We start from the raw sequence: 20,115 nt of genomic DNA, 5'->3' as shown, positions 1-20,115 counted from the left end.
ATCGCTGGATCATGCGGAGGATCTGCCGTAGGGGAGGGTTTGGAAATGGGTGCAATAGAGCTACCAGCAACCGGCGGCCAGCGCCGGGCGCGCGGTCGTAACGGGATGCAGGCATTCAGTCTGTGTTGCGTTCTGTTGATTGTCGGGTGCGGCCCGCGCCTCGCTACGAAGGCGGACGACGCCGCTCAGCTGCTCAACCCGATGCTCAATGCAAGCTATACGCAAGAGGCCGAGGTTCCGTTCGTGATGGAACCAAAAACGGCCAGGCCATTGAGCTCCGGACGGGCCAACTTTGGGTCGGAGAACGCATCGCGCAGGACACGGGAGACGGCGGATTGGGTGGTCAGCTCAAGAGACAATCTCAACATGCCGTTCGCGATTGTCGATAAGGTCAACGCGAAGGTCTATGTCTTTAGCTCGGACGGACAGCTCAAGGGCGCGGCTCCCGTGCTGCTGGGTATGGGGATAGGTGATGACGTCGCCCCCGGCATCAGTGACATGCGGATGTCACATATCCCCCCCGCGGATCGTACAACCCCCGCGGGTCGTTTCCTGACGGCTATGGGCCGCAATTCCCATGGCAAGGAAATCCTCTGGCTGGACTACAAAAACGCCATCTCCATGCATCCGGTCGTGACGAGCATACCCGAGCAGCGCCGGCCGCAACGCCTGGCCAGTCCATCGCCGCTCGATAACCGTATTTCCTATGGCTGCATCAATGTTCCACCGGAATTCTTCACGGACGTGATACATCGCCTGTTTGCCGGGACGGCCGGCATCGTTTATGTCATGCCGGAAACGAAATCGCGCCCGGCGCTGTAGCTGGTGTTTCGGGATTGGAACAACCTCGGCAGCCTCTGTGACTGTCGGGGCGGGCGCGGTTTAATCGATTAAAACGTGTAAATTCGTTTTGCAGAGCTCGTCGATTGAGTGCGGGGTCGAATTCAGGCGTGCGAACGGCGGTTTCCAGGCTTTCTTCTTGTCGATCCAGCTTGCCAAGGGCATGACCATCGGCAGATGGCCGTTCGGACGATACCAGGAGTCAACGCTCCAGGGACGTCCGCTCGCGTTATCGATGATGACGGCCGTCCAGTGAACCGCCGTGAGATCGAAACGACTGCGCACTTTTGGCGATGCGACCGTCCAGCCGGGTAATTCCCGAATATCCCGAAGAATATGCAGATACGTCGTGGTGTTGCTGGCGCTATCGACGCAATCCATCCGCCCCTCGACTCCCGCCTCGAAATCGTTGATGGCAAGGTCGTTGGCCAACAACGGCTGATGCTTTTGTGCCAGCAATTGCATTTGCCAGATGCCGATACGCACATGCTGTAATCTATCGTGAAGACGTGTGCCCGGACAAACCGCCATATGGCTTTTTAGAAGTGCCATGTCGGTGGGAGTGAAGGTCATGGTCTGTCTGCGCGCACATGACCAGTTAAAGCAAACTCGCAGCGTGACGGACCCGTCCGGGTCGATCACGTACTCCGGTGGAAGTGGACTCGAAACCGACGATTCCCGAGCGTTATCTAAAATCGGATGTGACGATGCGGCGCCGACCAAACCTGTATGGCTGACGAGTAGAGTAAAGAAGCCGATCACGGCGGGCCGGAAAAGCATAAAGGTCACTATAAGAGTGCACAGAGGCTCTCGCCAACATGACGCTGAATGGCTTTATGCATCACCCGGGATTCCACCCTAGACGTTCGCTGTCAACTTGAAGTTGTCAATTTCAAAGTTGACAGCAAACACGATGGAAGCCGGGAATTTATCAATTGCGATCTGGTTTTGGCTCATACATCGGCGCGGCGGCGGCCGGCGCTGGCTCGTGCTTCGAGGCTGTGCTGCACGCCGAGAGCAGCAGCACCAAAGTGACGGTGATAAGAAGAGCGCTTGTAGAGATGTTGTTCATCTGTCGTTACCTGTTTTGGTTTTTATTGGAAACTCACGCTACTGAAAATACGGCGGCGATGTCGATGCTTGACTGCCGGCATCACCCACACAAATCCGTTTGTCTGTACACGACCAGCTCGGCATCCAATCTCAATGCCTGGCAATCAGTCTAGCCGTCAACGCGCCGTTTGTCAGTACGATGATGCACGTCGGACGCGCGCACCCAGCGGAGCCGTTGCAGACCGAAATCAGATCCGCGTTACCCGAGTCGCCGATCATGGCTATCCCTGGCTGATTCAATGGCTCTCTTACCGCGGCACCCACCACCGCGACCTGCATCTGCGCGGTGCCAAGGAAAAATGCGCCAGGCGACACCACATGTGCGGTAGCGTCCGGAAAGGGCGACCCCGCCGTCGTAGACTGCGGACGACATCAGGCAAACGTCCCGCCGGATTCAACCGGGTTGCCTCTGCCCAATCGCTGGATGGTCGAATCCGTCGAAGACCGTGTTTCGCAGGTCAAGGGTTTAATCCGCGAGCGCCGTAGAATCGCCCTTGCATACCGACGCAGCCAGAGTGACGTCGACTGTGATCGCCTGGCACGGCTCGATCGCGAGCTTGCCGGACACAACATCGATATTCCAGCTATCCAGCACCGGTTAGAACGCGGCCCTAATCAGAAATCGGGCCATGCTGACTGCAGCCATCAAGCTCCCGAGATCTGCCCGATTCGTCCCGGCCAGATCCAATGCGGTGCCGTGATCCACCGAGGTGCGGATGATCGGCAGGCCGAGCGTGATGTTCACCGCCTGACCGAATCCGAGGTGCTTGAGCACCGGCAGGCCCTGATCGTGGTACATCGCCAAGACCGCATCGGCGTCGGCGAGCTTGTCCGGGACGAAGGCGGTGTCCGCCGGCAAGGGCCCGCTCAGATGCCATCCCAGTCCTCGCAGTGCGTTCAGGACGGGCTCGATCACCTCGATCTCCTCGCGTCCCAGGTGACCGCCTTCGCCGGCGTGCGGGTTCAGCCCGCAGACCAGGATACGCGGCTCGGGGATCCCGAATCGGCTCGACAGGTCCCGATGGAGGATCCGGATGACGTCGGTGAGGTGCTCCGGGGTGATGGCGGCACTCACATCGCGCAGCGGCAAGTGTGTCGTGACCAAGGCCACACGCAGGCCGGGCGTGGCGAGCATCATGACCGGCTCGGCGCCGCAGCGCTCGGCGAGAAATTCGGTGTGACCGGTGAAGGGCAGTCCGGCGTCGTTGATGACGCCCTTGTGCACCGGGCCCGTCACCAGGGCTTCGAAGGTGCCCTCCAGGCAGGCGTCGCAGGCAATGCGCAGCGTGTCGATCACGTAAGGCGCATTGGCGGTGTCCAGGCGGCCCGGGGTGACCGTTTGCCGCAAGGCGACCGGCAGGACGGCGAGGTGTCCGGGCTGTGCCGGTGGGACCGCATCACCGGGCCCGAAGCGGTCGATGTGCAGCGGGAGCCCGAGCCGCCGGGCACGCTCGGCCAGAAGATCCGGGTCCGCGATTGCGACGATCGGCGTGTCGGACGACTCCTGCGCGAGCCGTACGACCAGATCCGGACCGATCCCGGCGGGCTCGCCGGGCGTGAGCCCAATCACTGCTGAGCGTCCTCGTCGAGTCGGATCTCCACATAGGCCTCGTCGCGCAGTTGGCGCAGCCACTCTTCGGTGGCCTCCTCGGCCTTGCGACGCTGCAACGCCTCGCGGGCCTTAATTCGCATGAACTCGCCCTCCTTGTCCTGGTTGCGGCGCTCGATCACCTGGACGATGTGCCAGCCGAAGGGGCTCTGGAACGGCTCGCTCACGCCGTTCGGAGGCAGCGCGTTCATGGCTTCCTCGAAGTCCGGGACGGTGTCGCCGGGATTGACCCAGCCGAGGTCGCCACCCTTCAGGGCGGAGCCGGTGTCGTCGGAATTGGAGCGGGCGAGGGTCGCGAAGTCTTCGCCCCCGACGATGCGCATGCGCAATTGCTCCAGACGCCGTTTCGCGTCGTCGTCGGAGACCAGCTCGTTGGTTCGGACCAGGATGTGGCGGGCGTTGGTCTGCACGACATCGGCCGGGGTGGCGGCCTTGATCTCGTTGAGCTTGATGATGTGATAGCCGCTGGGGCTGCTCAGGGGATCGCTGATATCGCCCTCGGCCATGGTGAAGGCGAGCTCGCTTACCAGACTCGGCACCGCGCCCATCTCGAACCAGCCCAGATCGCCGCCCTGCAGGGCGTTGCGCCCGTCGGACTCGGCGGCGGCGACCTTGGCGAAATCCTCGCCCCCGCGCAATCGCGCAACCAGGCGGGCGGCCTTGGCCTCGGCGGCTTGGACCTGGGCCGGGGTCGCGTTCTCGGGCAGGGCGATCAGGATGTGCTGCAGCCGGACTTGCTCGCGCTCGATGAGGCGGCTCGACTCGCGTTCCAGAAAACGGTCGATCTCCTGATCGGTGATTTGGATCTTGTTGACCACCTCCTGGTTCTGGAGACGGCTGGTGACGATCTGTGAGCGGGTGTCTTCGCGGAAATCGGCGAAGCGAATCCCCCCGGCCTCGAGCGTGGCCTGCAGCTCTTCGAGACTCAGCCCGTTGCGCTGGGCGATGTTGGTCAGTGCCTCGTTGAGTGTCGCCTCCTCGACCTGAATCCCCAGGTCGCGTGCGCGTTGTGCTTGCAGGCGTTTGAGGATGAGCCGGTCGAGCACCTGTTTTTCGAGCTGGGGGCGCGGCGGCGGCGGTGTGCCTGCCTTCTGCATCTGCGGAAGGATCAGGTCGATTTCGGTGTCGAGCTCGCTGCGCACGACGACATCGTCGTTGACCACGGCGATGATGGCGTCCAGCTCTTGGATGGGGGTCTGGCTCGCCGCCGGCGCCGATGCGATCAGTAGGCAGGCGAGGAGTGAGCCGACAGCGACGCGGCGGCGGCCGGCGCTCGCCCGATGATGTCCGCGGCTAGTCCGTGTGATAACCATAGATGCCTCGTTCCAGGAGTTTGTCGATCTGGTTTCCGAATGAGCCGAGTCCGGCAAGCTCGACCTGCAACATCAGGCTGGTGTTGCCGCTGTCGTTGCCGGTTTGCAGATGTTGGCCGAGTACCCGCAGACGCCAGCAACAGCGGCCGAACTCAACGCCGGCGAAGGCCTCGACGGTTTCCTCGTTGAGCATCGAGTAGAGCCAGCGCCCGACCAGCTTCACCTGCGAGCCGATCGGTACCTGCAGCGAGACGTCGGTGTCCTCGTAGCGCAGGTCCGGCTGGTCACCGTAATTGAAGCGGTAGGCGAGGTTCAGGCGGCTGCCTTCGGTCGGCGCGTATCTCAGTTGCAGGACTCGCTTCTCCCAGGGTGCTTCGGTGTCGTTGGGGTTCCACTGCAGGCTCGCCCGCGCGCTCCAATGGTCGCTGATCCGGGCCGCGAATTCGCCGGCGACGGAGGATTGGACATCGTCTTCCACCGAGTCGCCGGTCAACTGAACGCGACGATCCTCGAAGAAATAGATCTGACCGACACTCGCCCGGAAGAGCTCCTGTCCGGTCTGGTTGGCGATGGTGCGCGAGGTCAGGCCCAGCGTCAGCCGGTTCTCGTCGCCGATCCGGTCGTAACCCGTGAAGCGGTTCGGACGAAACAGGCTGGCGAAGGTGAAATCCAGCGGGGTGGTGTCGAACAAGGGTGCGTTTGATTGGTCCTCGAACGAGGTCAGCACATAGTAGATCCGCGGCTCCAGGGTCTGGAGTGTCGGGGTGCCGAACCAGGCGGTATCGCGCTCGAAGACGAGCGTGCCGTCCAGATCGAAGCTGGGGATCGCGTAGGACTGGCGCGACGGCAGATTCTCGGCCTGGTCGACCAGATCGTAGCCGGTGTAGTAGAGACGCGCCCGCGGGATGATCTGTCCGAAGCTGCGACGCATCGGCATGCGCAAGGTCGGGACCGCGACCAGTCGATTGCCGTGGACTCGGCTCCCGTGGTCGAAGAAGTCGTACTGACCGTTGAGGCTGTATTCGATCAGGTCGTTCCAGCGTTGCGGATAATAATCCAGCTCGACGTGCGGCATCTGCCCGTAAGGGCGATTCGCGGGCGCGATGGCGGCGTCGATCGTCTGAAACTGCTGCACGCGCGTAAGTGCGCGCCACCCCTCGCCGGCGTAATAGATGTCGCCGCGCTGTACCAGGTTGCGCAGGCTCGTGGCGTCCAGGCGATTGCCGAAGTCCTGCAGGTACTGATCATCCGAGACCGATGCGAAATCGATCGCGCTCGACCAGCGCGGGCCGAGCCGCCCCGTTTGCTCGATGCGCACGGCACCGCGCGTGCCTAGCTCGGTGGCCCGGCGGTCCTCGGGCAGGACCTCCGCGTTGATCTCCACCTGTTGAAAGCGATCGAGGTAGCGCAGCTGGGTGCCCATCATCAGGCCGCGTGTGCTCATGATGCGCGGGGTGATGGTCGCGTCGATGTTCGGGGCGATGTTCCAGTAGTAGGGGATGCTGATGTCGGTGCCGGTCGTGTTGGACGAGCCGAAGCTCGGGATCAGAAAGCCGCTGCGGCGCCGATCATCGATCGGAAAGAAGATGTAGGGGGTGTAGAGCACGGGGATCTTGCCGATGCGGATTCGGGCATGATGGGCGTAGCCCATCCCTGTTTCCTGGTCGAGCTTGAGATCGCGCGCCTTGATGGACCAGTCCGCGTTGCCGGGCGGGCAGGTGGTGTAGGTGATGTTGCGATAGCGGCTCTGCTGCTCGGAGAGGATCTCGGCCTCCTCGGCGGTGCCGAGCAGGTTTGCGCTGCCGGAGAGCCGATAGCGTGCCGTGCCGATCGTACCCTGCCGGGTCAGGACGTTGTAATCGGCTTTGTCCCCTTGGATGCGCAGTCCGGGCGTTTCGAGGAAGACATCTCCGCTCGCGTCGAGCCGGCCGCTGCGCCGGTCGTAGGTCGAGAGATCCGCGACCAAGTGTTGATCGGCTTGAACGACATCGACACCGCCTCGGAGCTGAATGACCTCGGTATTGCGGTCGTAGTCGACACGATCGGCAACGATCTGTACCGGGATGCCCGCGGTGCCCGTCGGGGCCGCGGGGCCGGTGAACCCGGCCGCGCCGGAGCGGGGACCACAGAACTCCCAGGGGAGATCGGCATGCAGTCGCGGGTCCCAGGCGTCCGGCAGCTCAAGTAAGCGCGGTGCGAATTCGACGGCCGGTGCCTCGGTCTGCAGATCGTCGGGCGACACGAGCAGCGGCAGCACCTCGGCGGAGTCGCCCCGCGGATCCGGGCGGTCGAGATCCTGCAGCATGCCGCCCTGCGGATCCGGTATCAGAGGTTGCAGCGGCGGCAAGGTTACGGGGACGGCGACGGTTGCGACGCTCGATGTCGGCGCGCTCGGATCACCGATCGCACCATCGGGCGCGCCCGTCGGCTCGCCCGGCAGGTCGGGGGCCGGGTTCGGACTCGCGGCGGCCTCCGGGGCAGCGGTCGTCTCGCCCGCCGGGCGATCATCGGCGCCCGCGGTCGCGGCGACGGCACAGAGGATGATGGCCAGTGAAGCGAGGCGCACGTTGGATGTCAGGTCGACTCAAGCCGGCGGCGGTCCAAGGTCGGGGTCTCGGATCGGTGGACGGGTTCGCATGAACCTGCAACCATGGCACATCTGTAGAAGCTCAGCAATCTTGAACCTGTCGCGGGCCGGTCGGTCCGCGGCGCCGACGCGACTGATCGGGGTGTCCGTGTCTGATCGATATGAATCGATGCGCCGCTGGGCGGCAGGGGTCTTGGGGTCGGAAGACTTCGAGCTTCAGCCCGCCTCGTCGGATGCGAGTTTTCGTCGCTATTGGCGGCTCTTTCATGCCGGTAACACGCGCGTGCTGATGGATGCGCCCCCGGACCTCGAGGACTGCGGACGTTTCGCCGATCTATCGCGACGGTTTCGCGCGGTGGGTCTCAATACGCCCGAGATCCACGCGGAGGATCGCGCCGAGGGCTTCCTCATGCTGACCGATTTCGGCGATCGGGTGTATCTCGGCGAGTTGACCGACGACACGGCCGACCGGCTCTACGGCGACGCACTGAGCGCCTTGGCGATCATCCAGGCGTGCGGCCCGACGGATGGCCTGCCGAGCTACGACGAGCCCTTTTTGCGCCGGGAGCTGGGTCTGTTCAGCGAGTGGTTTCTGGGGTCGTTGCCGGGTTTCGTGCTCTCGCCGGACGAATCCGCCGCGCTCGCGGTGGTGGAGGATCGGCTCGTGGCGAACGCCTTGGAGCAGCCGCGGGTCTGCGTCCATCGCGACTATCACTCGCGCAACCTGATGCTGACCGAGGCGGGCAACCCCGGCATCCTCGATTTTCAGGACGCGGTGGTGGGGCCCGTCACCTACGACCTGGTCTCCCTGCTGCGCGACTGCTACATCGCCTGGCCGGTCGAGCAGGTCACCGACTGGGCCTCGGGCTATTTCCACCTTGCGCGTCGGAGCGGCGTGCTGCGCGAGGATGATCTCCCCCGCTTTCTGCGTTGGCTCGACCTCATGGGCGTGCAACGTCACCTCAAGGCCTGCGGGATCTTCGCGCGGCTGAATCGTCGCGACGGCAAACCGCACTATCTCGCCGATATCCCGCGCACCTTGGGCTATGTGCGCGAGGTGTCGGGCCGTTATCCCGAGCTCGAGGGTCTGTCGCGTGTATTGGATACGCGTGTCCTGCCGTCGTTGGACACCATGGTCGCCACGGCGTCGGCCGCCGCGGGCTGACGCCCGCTCGAGCGGTGCCTGTCCCGGCAGGGGCCGCCGCGGTCGGATCACTCGGCGGGCGGCGGACGGGTGTCGGTGGTGGCGCGCGTGAAGATACGCTCGCTGCCGCGCCAGACCTCCAGGCTCAAGGCGGCATGCGGACCGGCGCCGGCGACTGCGTCGAGCAGATCCTGCACCGTGGCGACGTCCCGGTCGTCGATCCGGGTCACCACGTCCCCCGGACGCAGACCGGCCTGTGCCGCCGGGCCGTCGCGCAGGGTCGATGCGACCAGCACCCCGTGTCCCGCGCGCAGACCGAATGATTCGGCCAGCTCCGGGGTCACGCTGCGCCCGCTCAGACCGATCCATCCGCGCGTGACCTGCCCCTGAGAGGCGAGCGCGTGCGCAACATCGATCGCGATCTCGGACGGGATGGCGAAACCGATTCCTTGCGCCGTTCCGGTTTCGGTGAAGATGGCGGTGTTGATGCCGATGAGCTCGCCTTGTGCGTTCGCGAGTGCGCCGCCCGAGTTGCCCGGATTGATGGCGGCATCGGTCTGGATGAAGCTCTCGATGTCGGTGATGCCCAGCTCGCCGCGCCCGGTCGCGCCGACGATCCCCATGGTGACGGTCTGACCGACCCCGAAGGGATTGCCGATCGCCAGCGCCAGGTCGCCCACGCGCAGGCTCCGGGAGTTTCCGATCGGCGCGACGGGCAGCCCCTGCGCATCGGCCTTGAGCACGGCGAGGTCGGTATCCGCATCGACCCCGACGAGTGCTAGCTCGAGCGAACGCCCGTCGGCGAGCACGGCGCGGATGCGATCGGCGTTCTGCACGACATGGCGATTGGTCAGAATGAAGCCGTCGGGCGAAAGGATCACCCCCGAGCCCAGTCCGGTGCGGGAGGCGGCTGCCCCGGGCGGTCCATGGTGGAGTCCCGGATAGGTCGGCAAGGTCGGTCGCGGCGGCCCGTGCTCGGTCTGTGTCGCGAAGATGCTCACGACGGCTGGCGCGACGCGCGACACCGCCCGGGCAAAGCTCGGCATGTCGTCGCGCAGGTGCGCCGCCGCGCCCCCGGTGTCGTGGTGCGGCGATGGGTCCGATCCCGGCGGGGCCAGCAAGAGCGTCAGTGCGGAGCCTGCGGCCCCGCCGATCAGGGCCGCAATCAGAAGGGTGGTTGGACCTGTCTGGATCATCCGATTTAAGCTAAGCAGCCTTGGCATGAGTCCGACGACGGAACCGCGGAATCGGCCCTTCGCCTTCCCGTAAGTCTAAACCAAATCCATCGCGTCTCGAGCGTTTACGTCGGTGCGGCGGTGACCTCCGCGGGGTCCGCGGAGACCCTTGCGAATGCGGCGAAGTTGCGGATTGCCCATTTTCCGCTGCACCGCCGACTCCGGATTTCCGATCATCCGACGTCCGGGAATCCCCGGCCGTCGCAGGAGCTCGAGCATGGTCGATCCTCTCTCTTTAGTCGCCTACTGCGATAGTTTTCTTGCTTCGGGCGACTTCGACGACTTCGCTCCGAACGGTTTGCAGCTCGAAGGCGAGCGTCCGATCACTCGGTTGGCCAGCGGCGTGACGGCGTGCGCGGCATTGATCGAGGCCGCGAGCGCATGGGGTGCGGATGCAATTCTGGTCCATCACGGGTGGTTCTGGAAGAGCGAGGCACCCTGCCTCGTCGGGATAAAGGGACGGCGCGCAAGGCGATTATTCAAGGCCGGGGCCAGCTTGATCGCGTATCATCTGCCGCTCGACGCGCATCCGCAGGTCGGCAACAACGTAGCCTTGGCGTCGCACCTCGGATGGGTCGATGCCAAGCCCGTCGCGGATCGCCGAGGACTTTTGTGGTCCGGGCGTTTAAGGCTCGGATGCTCGCCGGAGGCCCTCGCTGCTCACGTCTCGGAACGACTGGGGCGCCCCGCGACCTTGATCGCCGCGGGCCGCGAGCGGATCGAGCGGATCGCTTGGTGTACCGGCGGCGGGCAGGGCTACATCGAGCAGGCCGCCGCGCTCGGCGTCGATGCCTACGTGAGCGGAGAGATCTCGGAGCAGACAACCCACGCGGCGCGCGAGCTCGGGATCGCCTTCGTCGCGGCAGGGCATCACGCGACCGAGCGTTACGGGGTTCAGGCTCTAGGCGTGCACCTTGCCGAACGGTTCGGGCTGGAGCATCGGTTCATCGAGATCGACAATCCGGCCTAGGCCGAGATCGGCTCGGGGTTCGGCTGCTTTGCCTTGACCGATCCGGCCGGAATACAAGACAATGCCCGGTCGATTTTAGAGAGAATCGGCATATTCTGATCTTCCTTTCATGACCATGCGTGAGCCGCCAGCCGATAAGCTGTTCATGGGGCTCGCGCCAGCCGGGGGTTAGTGGCTTATGAGCGCACAAGGCGTGAACAAAACCAGGCGGCGTGTGCTTGTCGCCGCGACCAGCGTGGTCGGAGCCGTCGGAGCCGGCTTCGCCCTCGTCCCATTTATTGCGTCGATGAACCCGAGCGCCAAGGCGCGTGCCGCGGGTGCGCCGGTCGAGGCCGACATCAGCCAGCTGGAACCGGGCGCGATTCTGCGCGTCAAATGGCGCGGTAAACCGGTTTGGGTCGTCAGCCGTACACCGGAAATGCTCGAGGCACTGCCGACACTTGACGGCCAGTTGGTCGATCCGGCATCCGGCGTGCCGCAGCAGCCGGAGTATTGCCAAAACGCGACGCGCTCGATCAAGAAAGAGTATTTCGTCGTGATCGGGATTTGTACGCATCTGGGCTGCTCGCCGACCTTTCGGCCGGAGTTCTCGCCCGACGATCTGGGCGGTGGATGGCGCGGTGGGTTCTTCTGTCCCTGCCACGGCTCCAGGTTCGATCTTGCCGGCCGTGTCTTCAAGGGTGTTCCGGCCCCCACAAATCTGGTGATTCCTGTGCATACCTACATCAATGACACCACCATTTTGGTCGGTGAGGATCGAGGAGCGGCTTGATGAGCGCAGAAAAGTCCGAGAACCTCAGCTGGATCGATAAGCGATTCCCGCTGACGGAGACCTGGAAAGCACACCTTTCCGAGTATTACGCCCCGAAGAATCTCAACTTCTGGTCGTTTTTCGGCTCGCTGGCGATCCTCACGCTGGTGATCCAGATCGTTTCCGGGATCTGGCTGGCGATGAGCTACAAGCCGTCCGCGGTGGAGGCATTCGCGTCGGTCGAATACATCATGCGCGATGTCGAGTGGGGGTGGTTGATCCGGTACATCCATTCCACCGGCGCATCGGCCTTCTTCATCGTCATCTATCTGCACATGTTCAGGGCCTTGCTGTGGGGTTCCTACCGCAAGCCGCGCGAGTTGCTGTGGATCATCGGTGTCGTAATCTATCTGGTGATGATGGCGACCGCCTTCTTCGGCTATCTCCTGCCTTGGGGGCAGATGTCGTTCTGGGGTGCGCAGGTTATCGTGAATCTCTTTGCGGCCGTTCCGGTCGTCGGCGACGATCTCGCGGTCTGGGTGCGCGGTGACTATGTCATCTCGGATACGACGCTCAACCGATTCTTCGCCTTCCATTTCCTCTTGCCGTTCGTTTTGGCGGCCTTGGTGTTCCTGCACATCGTTGCACTGCACCATGTCGGGTCTAATAACCCGGACGGGATCGAGATCAAGGAGGGTCCGAAAGGCAACCGCTGGAGCGACAAGGCGCCGGCGGACGGTATCCCCTTCCACCCCTATTACACGGTCAAGGATACCGTCGGGGTCGTGGTTTTCCTCGCGATCTTCTCGGCGATCGTCTTCTACGCACCGACCATGGGCGGACTCTTCATCGAGGCACCGAACTTCCAGCCGGCCAACCCCTTCCAGACCCCGGCGCACATCGCCCCGGTTTGGTACTTCACGCCCTACTACGCGATGTTGCGGGCGGTGCCGCCGATGTATGGATCCCAGTTCCCGGGCGTGGTCGTGATGTTCGCGGCGATCCTGATCCTCTTCGTGCTCCCGTGGCTTGACCGCAGCAAGGTCAAGTCGATGCGCTATAAGGGGCCGATCTTCAAGGTCATGACGGGGCTGTTCGCGATCTCCTTCGTCGTCTTGGCCTGGCTCGGACTGCAGCCGGTGGATCCCTTCCTGACGCTGTTGTCGCAGATCTTCACGGCCATCTATTTCGCGTACTTCCTGCTGATGCCGATCTACAGCTCGATCGACAAGACCAAGCCCGTTCCGGAGAGGGTGACCTCATGAGAAAGCTGATCATTGCCACCTTGGTTCTGTTGCTGCCCGCCGTGGGATTCGCCGCGGGCGGCCATGTCGAGTTGGAGAAGGCCGACATCGATCTGAACGATCAGGCATCTCTCCAGCGCGGAGCGAAGTATTACGTCAACTACTGCATGGCGTGTCATTCGCTCAGTCATATGCGCTATTCACGCATGGCTGAAGATCTGGGTATCGACGATAAGTCACTGCGCGAGAACCTCTTGTTCGGTGACGCCCAGCCGACCGACATGATGAAGAACTCGATGCGGCCTGCCGACGGCGAGGTCTGGTTCGGCACGGCGGTGCCCGACCTCACGCTGGTGACGCGTTGGCGGAGTCCGGACTGGGTCTATACCTACCTGAAGAGCTTCTACGCGGACCCCGCTCGGCCTTACGGCGTGAACAACGTAATTTTCCCCTTGGTGGGTATGCCTCACGTCCTCGGTGATTTGCAGGGTGTGCAGGAGGCGATCGTCGAAGAGCATGCCGGTCACGAGCCGACCATCGCCGGCGTGCAGCTCGCGCAGCCCGGAAGTCTGGCCCCCGAGGAATACGACAACATGGTGCGCGACATCACCGCGTTCCTCACCTATGCGGGCGAGCCGAGCCAAACGGAGCGGCGCAGGATGGGTATCTATGTCCTGCTGTTCCTCGGCCTCTTCTTCATCGTGGCCTTTGCGCTGAAGAAGGAATACTGGAAAGACGTCCACTAGTCGCTGCGCACCGCATCGGCCTCGATTCGTCGAGGTCGATGCATGTCATCTTCGTTTGACGGGTCGGCCGGACGCGGTTGCTTTCGGCTCGACACTCCCGATTCACTGTTCTACAGACGAGCGCAATGCTCAAGGCAGCTGACCCGGACGGTCGGCGATACCTGTTCCTCGGGCCCGACCGGGCTTTGTCCACATGCTGGAGAAGGGAAGAATGGCTGTGGCTGCGAGTAGACGATCCGTGATGACGCTATTTTCCGATCCCACCTGTCCCTATTGCCACCGTGTCCGGATGGTGCTCGCCGAGAAGGGTATCGCGGTCGACGTGGTCGATGTCGATGCCAACGACCTGCCGGCAGAGGTGATGGACTTCAACCCTTACGGGACCGTCCCGACGCTTGTCGATCGGGATCTGCGGCTCTACGAGTCGCGCATCATCATGGAGTATCTCGACGAACGCTTCCCTCACCCTCCTTTGCTGCCCGTCGACCCGGTCTCGCGTGCCAGCGCGCGGCTGTTCATGTATCGCATCGATCACGATTGGTACACCCTGATGGGTCGGATTCGAATGGGGAGTCCGGAGGAAGCGGAACAGGCACGCAAGGAGTTACGCGAGAGCTTGGTCGTCACCGCACCGGTCTTCGGTGCCCATACCTTCTTCATGAACGACGAGTTCTCTCTGGTCGACTGCTGCATCGCGCCGCTTCTTTGGCGGCTGCCGGTCCTGGGTATCGAGCTGCCGCCCCAGGCCGAGGCGTTGCGAGTTTACATGCGACGCATCTTTGCCTGCGATGCCTTCCGTAAGAGCCTCACCGAGGCCGAGAAGGAGATGATCGCTGACCTGTCCTGATGGAGGGCCCGATGGAGAGCGAGACCGACACCATGACATCGACGAAGCCTTATCTGATCCGGGCGATCTACGAGTGGATCCTGGACAACGATATGACGCCGCATTTGGTGGTGGATGTCCGTTATCCCGGCGTGCAGGCACCGAAGGAGTTCGTGGAAGACGAGCGTCTGGTGCTCAACCTTTCGCCGAGCGCGGTGCGCGCTCTGGTCCTGGGAAACGAGCAGATCGAGTTCAATGCGCGATTCGGCGGCGTGGCTCGCGACGTTTACTTTCCCGTCGAAGCGGTGCTGGGCATCTTCACGCGCGAGAACGGTCAGGGGATGGTCTTCCCCGAGCTGGCCTACCCGCTTCCCGGTGAGCCCGAGCCGGACTCCGCCGCGCAAGTCGAGCAGAAGCGAAGCAAACCACGATCGGTCGGTCGGCCTCGGGGCGTCCAGAGTCCCCAAGGGCCCCAAGGGCCCAAATCGCCTTCAGGCAAAGGAAAAGGCAAGGGCGGCGGTCCGACGCTGAAGGTCGTCAAGTAAGCGCCGATCACGGCTTTTGCCGCTTCTGGCGCGGTTCACGCGTCCTGCGCCTGCGCCGGTAAACCGAAACTCAGATCCTCGAGAGTCATTCCCCGCATCACCAGATAACCGCTGCGGCGTCCGACGCCCTCTTCGCTGAAATCGAAACGATAGACGCGGCGCAGCCTCACGCCTTCCGACCGCCAGGCCAGTCCGAGTCGTCGCAAGGCGACCGTTTGATCCAGAAACTGCAGCTCGCGTTGACGACAGGCGGTCTTGCAGATCTCGGTCGCGATCTCGCGCGCACGCATGGTGTCGAGCCAGAACCAGCCAAGCAAGAGCAGAAAAAAGACGGCGAGCAGATTGCTCATTCAAACAACTCCTCCAGTGTAACGGGCGGCGTGCGAGACGACGGGCGCACGCAAGTGCTGCAGGCAGCTGCGTGCGCACCGGCCGCCTGAGTATACTGTCTGCCCTTCGAGAACATGGGAGCGACCGGGATGAAGAGACCTATTTTATCGGCCGTCATCGTGTTCTTGACCGCCACGGGTCTGATCGCCTGCGGCCGGGACCAAGCACCGGTCGAGGACGCCGCCGCGCCGTCCGCAGAGGGGTCGAGAATGCTCGACCAAGCGGTCGAGGCGGCAAAGGATGCGGCCTCGGAGGCGGCGGCTTCAGCGATGGAGAAGGCCGAGGCGGTGCGAGATCGCGCCGATAGGGAAGCCAAGGAGATGATCGATCAGGTCAAGAGCTTCCTGGCGGAGGATAAGGAGGAGATGGCGCGTGACCTGATGGACAAGCTGTCCATCATGAAGGATTCGCTCTCCGACCCATTGCGTGCCGAGAGCGAGCGTCTCGAGGCCATGTTCTCCGACGCTTAAGCCGCCGCCGCACCCGTCCGGGCAGCACCCCTCCCGCGCGGGCCGGGCGGGTGTCCAGGGCTCTCGTTGTTGCCGCGGGTGCGCAGCCCCGATGTCCCCCCGGGGCGGCGCGGATCGTTTCATTCACCATCACTCGAGACTCGGCGATCGCTGCACCCTCGTGTGGAGATGTCGGTCGGAATCGCTCATGGCTTGGCTGTATCTCGTCATTGCCGGTATTTTCGAATGGGGTTGGCCCGTCGGCCTGAAGCTCGGGGTGACGGATTCCGGTCTGCGCTGGGGCTGGATCGGATTCGCCGTCTTTTGCATCGTGGCGAGCGGGGCCTGCTTACTCGTCGCGCAGAAGAGCATTCCGATGGGAACGGCGTATGCCGTCTGGACGGGTATCGGCGCCGTCGGGGCCTTTGCCATCGGGATCGTCCTCTTCGCCGAGCCGGCCACCCTGCTGCGCTTTCTCTTCGTGGGCATGATCGTGCTGGGCATCGTCGGGTTGAAGCTGGTCTCCGGGTCTTAAACCGCGCTGAGCACCCTATGCGATGTTTTTGGATGAGGTCGGCCCCGGCGGACTTGCCGATCGCCGGGGCTGGCGCGGTTTAAGATATTAAAAAATATAATATTTTTAACCGCGTTTCCGCTGAGGGTTGTGGAAGCGCCAAACGTCGCGCTCACTCGACAACGAGCATCTCGCTCCGGGCGCGGTTTAGAACCGAGCCTGAACGCCGGCGGTGCGCCGGTGCGTGCGTCTCCGCTAATCCTCCGCCTCGCCGAGAAGAACCTGCCGGCGCATTTAATCGAGAGGTCCTATCGTGCGGTTTCGATGCGGCTCTCTGATCTCGGGCCCCAGCATGACGGCAATCGGACGTGTTTGCGGGTTGGCGTCCAGCGCGATCTTGAGCGACATGGTCAGGGGTACGGAGAGAAACATGCCGACCGGTCCCAGTACCCATCCCCAGAACACCAGCGAGACGAAGACCACCAAGGTGGAGAGTCCCAGGCCGTACCCCATGATTTTCGGCTCCAGGATGCTCCCGACCAAGGTGTTCACCACCAAATAGCCCACCGCAACAAGCAGTGCACTCTGTAGGTCGATCTGAACGAGTGCGAGTAATACCGCCGGAACCGCGGCCAGGATAGAGCCGATCGTGGGAACGAAATTCAGTAGGAAGGCGATCAAGGCCCAGAGGACCGCATAGTCCACCCCGAGGATCGTCAGCCAGGCCCAAAGGATGAGGCCGGTTCCCAAGCTGGTGAGGCTCTTGATCCCCATGTAGCGATTGATGCTGTCGAGGACGACATGCATCCGTTCGGTCGAGGTCTCGGGCGAGGTGAGTGCGGCCCGCAGCTTGGCCGGCAGCCCGGCTGCTTCGAGCAGCATGAAGACCACGGTCAGCAGGATGAGAAAGGCATTGGCGAGCACGCCGCTGAGCCCCGACACCAGATCGCCCGCCATCCCCAAGACTCGCGCGGGATCGATATAGGTTTGCAGGGCCTCGCGCGAGGTATGGAGGCCGACGCCGTCGAGCCATCGCGCGAGGTCGTCGACGAGCAGCTTCAGGCGATCCTGGTACTCCGGGAGGCTGGCCTTGAAGCCGTCGAGCGACCCCGCGACCAGGATCGCGAGAACACTGCCGAGACCGGCGATCGCCAAGACCACCAGCAGCATCGCGGCCCAGTTGGGTGCGCCGCGACTGCGCAGCGTGCGCAGCGGCGGGGTTGCGACCACGGCGATGAAGACGGCGAGCAAAAAGGGCGTGACCAAGGACGACGCCGCCCGCAGGCCCGCGACCACGACGATAAAGGCCGCTGCCGCGATCAGGAAGCGCGTGGCAGGACCGAATAGGGGAGGAGGGCCCATGCGTCGCGCTAGCGGGTTGCTCTACCCGTTCCGATCGGCGTGAATCGGGGTAGGCCCGAATGCAGCCACCAGGTGTTGGTGACATCGTCCCAGCGCCAGACCTGTCGGTCGGTGAGCTGTTTGACGACCTGGGCGTCCTCGAACAGGTAGTCGATCGCAACCACCTGAACGGCGCTCTCGTCGGCCTGGATGACCGGCGGCTGGGTCACGTCGTAGCCGGTCACGCGCAGCTCCTCGAAGGTCTCCGGGAGCGCTCCGGTCTTGCGTTGATCCGGATGCAGAAAACCGAGCGCCGTCTCGTAGTAGCCCCAACGCAGGGCGGATTGATAGCCGTGGGTGGCGGCCTGGAGCGCGACGGCGCGACGGTCCTTCTCCACGACTGCACAGCCGCCGCTCGACAGGCTTATCAGGAGCAGGGCGAGGATCGGCAGGTGGCTCGAGCGCGTCATTCTCCCCGGCGCCAGCGTCCGTTGCCTTGAACCTTTCCGTTGAGCCATTGCGTCCTCGAAGATCGAACTCATGTGCGGACACATGATAATCCAAGCCCCGGGCGCGACCAACGTCGGGGCTCGCTCCTGGATCTGCGGTATCATTCCGGACCGAATTCCCCGCCCCTGACCGATCCTCAAAAGCGATGTCTGAATCCATCGAGCCGAAACGCGAGATCTCCGTTGCCGATGTACGGCTCACGCTTCTCGGAACCGCCCACGTCTCGCGCGCCAGCGAGGAAGAGGTCCGCGCCCTGCTGCAGAGCGGGGAGTACGACGCGGTGGCCGTAGAGCTGTGTCGCAGTCGTTTCAGTGCCTTGATGGATCCCAAGTCGCTCTCGGAGATGGACCTCTTTTCGGTCATCCGCCAGCGGCGCGTCTACATGGTGGTCGCGAATCTCGCCTTGTCGGCCTACCAGCAACGTCTGGCCGATCAGTTCGGGATCGAGCCCGGTGCGGAGCAGCGCACCGCGGTTCGCGTCGCCAAAGAGATGGGTCTTCCGGTCCTGTTGATCGATCGGGAGATCGGCGTCACCCTGAAACGCATCTCGGCCAATCTCGGCTGGTGGAAGCGCTATACCCTCTTCACGGGGCTCTTGGCCGCGATGCTGACCTCGGAGAAGGTCAGCGAGGAGGAGATCGAGCGGCTCAAGGAGGGCGACGTCCTGGAGACGACATTTGCCGAGTTTGCTCACGATCGGCGGGATTTGTTCGTGCCCCTGATCGAGGAGCGCGACCGCTACATGGCCGCAAAGCTGCGCAGCGAGCCTGTGCGGGCTGGCGTGAAGCGGGTCTTGGCCGTCGTGGGTGCCGGACACCTGAAGGGCATCGCCGAGGCGTTGGAGACGGACGCCGCTGACCCCGCCGCGGTCACGCGAGCGCTCGAGGATGTGCCGCCGCCGAGCCGTTGGCCGCGGATCCTGTCATGGGGTCTAGTCGCCTTGATCTTGGGTGGTTTTGCCTTCGGCTTTTCTCAGAGCACCACCTTGGGGTGGGGGCTGGTCGCGGCCTGGATCGTCATCAACGGCGGTCTTGCGGCTTTGGGTACCTTGCTGGCCGGCGGGCACCCCTTGACGGTGGTCGCGGCGTTTCTCGCCGCGCCGCTGACATCGCTGAATCCGACCATCGGCGCCGGTATGGTCACGGGTGCGGTCGAGATTTCGATGCGCAAACCCCGGGTCTCGGATTTCGGTCGGCTGCGTCTCGATGTCGTGACCTTACGGGGCTGGTGGCACAATCGTGTCGCCCGGGTCTTTCTCGTGTTTCTTTTCAGCACCCTCGGCTCCGGGATCGGCACCTACGTTGCCGGCTTTCATATCGTGGATCAATTGTTTCGTGCCGGCGTCCCCTGACGTCTTGCCCACGGATCACAAAGGCTCGCCGGCGGGAATCAGTGCCGTGTCCGGTCGAGGTGGCCCCGGATCGTCTCGATCGCCTCGTCGAGATGTTGAAACGCATGATCTCCGCCGTCCCAGACCATGAGGCGGCCACACCCTGAATAGATGCGCTCGGCGATGCGGGTATCGATGACCTCGTCTCCGCGCTCCAGGAAAAGGGTGCTCGGAGTGCCGTCGCATGGATCCGCGACGCCGTAGGGTCGGGTGCTTTCGATCAGGTCCTCGCTGACCCGATAGTGCTCCCCGTGGGCCGTGGTCATGATCTCGCCGATGTGATCTCGGAAAAGGCTCCAGGGTGTGAGTGCCGGATTGATCATGTACAGATGCGAGAATCGAAATCGGCGGGCCAGGTATTGGCCGTAGAAGCCGCCCATGGAGCTGCCGACCACGGCCGGCTCGAGGCCTTCGTGTCGCCCGAGAAGCGTGGCGAAAAAGTCCGATAAAACGGCGACGGCCTCCGCCGGACGGTGCGCCGGGTAGTCGATGGCGACGACCGGATGCGGGGCCAAGCGCTCGCGAAGGCGTTGGGCCTTGTAGGATCGGCTCGAGCTGTTGAGTCCGTGAATGTAAACGATCATCGCGTTTAAGTCGT

The 20,115-nt window shown here is 63.5% G+C and carries 20 protein-coding genes; 11 read left to right on the top strand and 9 right to left on the bottom strand.

The genetic code is table 11. The annotated features are described in order from the left end of the window. Positions 1-45 precede the first annotated feature (45 nt). A complete protein-coding gene (locus BLV04_RS08355) occupies positions 46-822 on the top strand; it encodes a L,D-transpeptidase (RefSeq protein ID WP_093029982.1) in 777 nt (258 codons plus the stop codon). Between the two features lie 60 nt (positions 823-882). On the opposite strand, the gene BLV04_RS08350 is transcribed toward BLV04_RS08355, so the two are convergent. From BLV04_RS08350 to BLV04_RS08335, 4 genes are all read right to left on the bottom strand, one after another. Next, positions 883-1,413 (bottom strand): hypothetical protein, encoded by a 531-nt coding sequence (locus tag BLV04_RS08350; RefSeq protein WP_245731799.1) that lies wholly within the window; start codon positions 1,411-1,413, stop codon positions 883-885. Between the two features lie 1,138 nt (positions 1,414-2,551). Continuing rightward, entirely contained in the window at positions 2,552-3,523 is a 972-nt protein-coding gene (pdxA, locus tag BLV04_RS08345) for a 4-hydroxythreonine-4-phosphate dehydrogenase PdxA (RefSeq protein WP_093029980.1), read from the bottom strand. After that, positions 3,520-4,875, bottom strand: coding sequence for a peptidylprolyl isomerase (locus BLV04_RS08340; RefSeq protein ID WP_093029978.1), 1,356 nt, complete (start codon positions 4,873-4,875; stop codon positions 3,520-3,522). The genes pdxA and BLV04_RS08340 overlap by 4 nt, the downstream gene beginning before the upstream one ends. Then, entirely contained in the window at positions 4,856-7,441 is a 2,586-nt protein-coding gene (locus BLV04_RS08335) for an LPS-assembly protein LptD (protein ID WP_093029976.1), read from the bottom strand. Before BLV04_RS08335 ends, BLV04_RS08340 begins: the two co-directional genes overlap by 20 nt. A gap of 190 nt (positions 7,442-7,631) precedes the next feature. Between BLV04_RS08335 and BLV04_RS08330 the strand changes: the two genes are divergently transcribed. Continuing rightward, entirely contained in the window at positions 7,632-8,627 is a 996-nt protein-coding gene (locus BLV04_RS08330) for an aminoglycoside phosphotransferase family protein (protein WP_093029974.1), read from the top strand. A 47-nt stretch (positions 8,628-8,674) separates the two neighbouring features. Here BLV04_RS08330 and BLV04_RS08325 read toward each other — a convergent pair whose 3' ends face one another. Next, positions 8,675-9,802 (bottom strand): S1C family serine protease, encoded by a 1,128-nt coding sequence (locus BLV04_RS08325; RefSeq protein WP_093029972.1) that lies wholly within the window; start codon positions 9,800-9,802, stop codon positions 8,675-8,677. Between the two features lie 256 nt (positions 9,803-10,058). On the opposite strand from BLV04_RS08325, the gene BLV04_RS08315 reads away from it, so the two are divergent. The 6 genes from BLV04_RS08315 to BLV04_RS08290 all read left to right on the top strand — a co-directional run bounded on the left by BLV04_RS08315 (position 10,059) and on the right by BLV04_RS08290 (position 14,923). Next, on the top strand, positions 10,059-10,811 hold the full coding sequence (locus BLV04_RS08315) for a Nif3-like dinuclear metal center hexameric protein (RefSeq protein ID WP_093029969.1): 753 nt from the start codon (positions 10,059-10,061) through the stop codon (positions 10,809-10,811). A 178-nt stretch (positions 10,812-10,989) separates the two neighbouring features. Further along, positions 10,990-11,583 (top strand): ubiquinol-cytochrome c reductase iron-sulfur subunit, encoded by a 594-nt coding sequence (gene petA, locus BLV04_RS08310; RefSeq protein ID WP_093029967.1) that lies wholly within the window; start codon positions 10,990-10,992, stop codon positions 11,581-11,583. Next, positions 11,583-12,827: a cytochrome b gene (locus BLV04_RS08305; protein ID WP_093029965.1), complete on the top strand. Its 1,245-nt coding sequence runs from the start codon at positions 11,583-11,585 to the stop codon at positions 12,825-12,827. Before petA ends, BLV04_RS08305 begins: the two co-directional genes overlap by 1 nt. Then, a complete protein-coding gene (locus tag BLV04_RS08300; RefSeq protein ID WP_093029963.1) occupies positions 12,824-13,552 on the top strand; it encodes a cytochrome c1 in 729 nt (242 codons plus the stop codon). The genes BLV04_RS08305 and BLV04_RS08300 overlap by 4 nt, the downstream gene beginning before the upstream one ends. A gap of 211 nt (positions 13,553-13,763) precedes the next feature. After that, a complete protein-coding gene (gene sspA, locus BLV04_RS08295; RefSeq protein ID WP_093029961.1) occupies positions 13,764-14,399 on the top strand; it encodes a stringent starvation protein SspA in 636 nt (211 codons plus the stop codon). Positions 14,400-14,410: 11 nt separating this feature from the next. Beyond that, a complete protein-coding gene (locus tag BLV04_RS08290) occupies positions 14,411-14,923 on the top strand; it encodes a ClpXP protease specificity-enhancing factor (RefSeq protein ID WP_093030323.1) in 513 nt (170 codons plus the stop codon). 35 nt (positions 14,924-14,958) lie between these two features. On the opposite strand, the gene BLV04_RS08285 is transcribed toward BLV04_RS08290, so the two are convergent. After that, positions 14,959-15,273, bottom strand: coding sequence for a DUF3301 domain-containing protein (locus BLV04_RS08285; RefSeq protein WP_093029959.1), 315 nt, complete (start codon positions 15,271-15,273; stop codon positions 14,959-14,961). Between the two features lie 129 nt (positions 15,274-15,402). Here BLV04_RS08285 and BLV04_RS08280 point away from each other — a divergent pair, with 129 nt between their 5' ends. Next, positions 15,403-15,783 carry a hypothetical protein gene (locus BLV04_RS08280; protein WP_139191883.1) on the top strand — a complete coding sequence of 127 codons (381 nt, stop codon included), beginning with the start codon at positions 15,403-15,405 and terminating at the stop codon, positions 15,781-15,783. Between the two features lie 187 nt (positions 15,784-15,970). After that, entirely contained in the window at positions 15,971-16,297 is a 327-nt protein-coding gene (locus tag BLV04_RS08275; protein WP_093029955.1) for a DMT family transporter, read from the top strand. A gap of 273 nt (positions 16,298-16,570) precedes the next feature. Here BLV04_RS08275 and BLV04_RS08270 read toward each other — a convergent pair whose 3' ends face one another. Both BLV04_RS08270 and BLV04_RS08265 read right to left on the bottom strand, forming a co-directional pair. Then, positions 16,571-17,638, bottom strand: coding sequence for an AI-2E family transporter (locus BLV04_RS08270; RefSeq protein WP_093029953.1), 1,068 nt, complete (start codon positions 17,636-17,638; stop codon positions 16,571-16,573). 8 nt (positions 17,639-17,646) lie between these two features. Further along, positions 17,647-18,087, bottom strand: coding sequence for a hypothetical protein (locus BLV04_RS08265; protein WP_245731798.1), 441 nt, complete (start codon positions 18,085-18,087; stop codon positions 17,647-17,649). A gap of 185 nt (positions 18,088-18,272) precedes the next feature. Here BLV04_RS08265 and BLV04_RS08260 point away from each other — a divergent pair, with 185 nt between their 5' ends. Further along, the gene (locus BLV04_RS08260) at positions 18,273-19,478 is read left to right on the top strand and encodes a TraB/GumN family protein (protein ID WP_093029951.1); all 1,206 of its coding nucleotides are present in this window, start codon (positions 18,273-18,275) and stop codon (positions 19,476-19,478) included. Positions 19,479-19,516: 38 nt separating this feature from the next. Here BLV04_RS08260 and BLV04_RS08255 read toward each other — a convergent pair whose 3' ends face one another. Then, on the bottom strand, positions 19,517-20,101 hold the full coding sequence (locus tag BLV04_RS08255) for a YqiA/YcfP family alpha/beta fold hydrolase (protein ID WP_093029949.1): 585 nt from the start codon (positions 20,099-20,101) through the stop codon (positions 19,517-19,519). Positions 20,102-20,115 lie beyond the last annotated feature (14 nt).

It is taken from the genome of Thiocapsa roseopersicina, assembly GCF_900106925.1.
GTDB lineage: Bacteria > Pseudomonadota > Gammaproteobacteria > Chromatiales > Chromatiaceae > Thiocapsa > Thiocapsa roseopersicina.
Note: the sequence above shows the minus strand (reverse complement) of the source record. Positions and strands in the feature narration are given on the sequence as shown.